At 44.4% G+C, this 1,889-nt stretch carries 2 protein-coding genes; both read right to left on the bottom strand.

The window, feature by feature from the left end; all coding sequences use genetic code 11:
- Positions 1 to 71: 71 nt before the first annotated feature.
- Entirely contained in the window at positions 72 to 1,358 is a 1,287-nt protein-coding gene (gene ltrA, locus QT711_RS19515; protein WP_317946919.1) for a group II intron reverse transcriptase/maturase, read from the bottom strand.
- Between the two features lie 274 nt (positions 1,359 to 1,632).
- Positions 1,633 to 1,797: a hypothetical protein gene (locus QT711_RS19510; RefSeq protein WP_317946918.1), complete on the bottom strand. Its 165-nt coding sequence runs from the start codon at positions 1,795 to 1,797 to the stop codon at positions 1,633 to 1,635.
- Between the last annotated feature and the right edge of the window lie 92 nt (positions 1,798 to 1,889).

Genomic DNA, 1,889 nt, shown 5'->3' with positions numbered 1-1,889 from the left:
AATCGAGTAGGAGGGAGTGATTAACTCCCGTCCTCTCACACCACCGTACGTACCGTTCGGTATACGGCGGTTCAATAACTTAAGTACCGACGCTCATACAAGTGATTCAAGTCTTTCAGACCCCACTTGGTGAGCGTTTCTGCTTTGATTGCTTTGTGTAGCGTTTCGCTTTTGGAAATTCTCCAATATCCCTTTCGGGAATTTGCTACCTTCCAAGCTTCATCATGCCAAATTCCCAGTCTTCGCAACTGACGGTATTTTGTCCATATCTTCTTCCAACGTTTCCATATCAGTTGCCGTAGCCGATGGTTCAGCCATTGTGTCATGGATTTTATAAAACTTTTCATCAAGCCTATTCCATAATAGTTTATCCAGCCTACTGTCACTTGGTTGATTTCTTTGGCAATCTCTTCGAAGCGACCCGGGCGGTTCCGTTTGGTGATTTTCTTTATTTTCGTTTTGAATCGACTCTTCGCGGAGTGATGGGGTCTACAACCCACACCTTTAGATGTGGAATGGAGGCAGAAACCGAGGAACTTGAGTTTTACCGGTGAACCCACCTTGCTCTTTTCTTGGTTTACCGTTAATTTCAAGTCATGTTCAAGAAACTTTGTAATGCTTTCCAGAACACGTTCCCCTGCACGCTTGCTTTTCACATAGATGCAGAAATCATCCGCAAATCGTACGAATTTATGCCCACGTTTTTCAAGTTCTCTATCCAATTGGTTCAAATAGACATTGCTAAGAATCGGGGAAAGTACACCACCTTGCGGAGCACCCTCTTCTGTTGGACTGATAAGTCCATCTTCTAGGATGCCACTCTTTAGAAACTTCCATATCAACTTTAGGACAATCTTGTCATTTATGAACTCCTTTAGATACTCCATCAGCTTCTGATGATTAATGGTATCGAAGTAACTTTTTAAATCACAATCGACTACCACCCTGTAACCTTGTTCATAATATGTGATGGCCTGCTTAATAGCTTGATGTTGGTTCCGTCTTGGACGAAAACCATAGCTTCCCTCTGAAAAATGAGGGTCAATGATTTTACCAATCACCTGATAGATGGCTTGTTGAACCATTCGATCCCGTACACACGGTATGCCGAGTTTTCGCATTGAACCATCTAACTTTGGGATTTCAACACGTTTTACTGGTAGTGGTTCGTACGAACCGTCTTTCAGTTTCCGAATCAGTTGGGTTCGGTATTTGGCTACATGTCCAAATAGCTCATCTACTGTCATTTCATCGACACCGGGCGCCCCTTTATTTGCCTTTACTTTCTTACATGCGTTAAAGAGGTTGTTGATGTCGACTACTTTATCAATCAAATCGATACCATCCTGTCGTTCCATTTCTGTAAAGACAGGACTGCACGCTCCCGCATACTTTTCAGTTTCCAACCTATCCCTTTGCGGCCAGCCATCTGACGATGTTTTCTGTGGTCTTTGCACTGTCTTTACCTCCATTTCATTTCAGAATTGTTATTGTTCAGCCCTTCATCCTAATGGACTACTATGGCTTCTGCTGACTTCTTACAGTTCAACCCGTCATCACTGTCGGGTTTGTTCCTGTGGAATATTCCATTCCTCTTGTCGGGAACCCCTGTAAGACCTCCCCGGGTAAGAGCTATAACCTTCCTCCCATGTAACCGCTGCATTTACTGTATGGAATTCGGGCAGTATTGGACTTCGTTTTGTGTTGCAAACTCGTCCGTTCCAATTCAGCCTTATATGCAGTTTCTGTCCGTCGGTTCGGGATTTTGCCGCCGGCTTCCTTCAGATTCCACCTCACGATGAACACCCTTGCCTTAAGCTAACAGTTCCTACTGCCAAGCCTGTAGTGGACTTTCACCACCAAGTTATAGCCCATGCCGGGCGCACAAC

Source organism: Sporosarcina saromensis (assembly GCF_033253735.1).
In the GTDB taxonomy this organism is placed as follows: domain Bacteria; phylum Bacillota; class Bacilli; order Bacillales_A; family Planococcaceae; genus Sporosarcina; species Sporosarcina saromensis.
This window is presented reverse-complemented; position numbering and strand designations above follow the sequence as displayed.

Bases quoted from the DNA above. Each gene is read 5' to 3' on its own strand.
- ltrA (WP_317946919.1), bottom strand. From the start codon at position 1,358: ATGGAACGACAGGATGGTATCGATTTGATTGATAAAGTAGTCGACATC.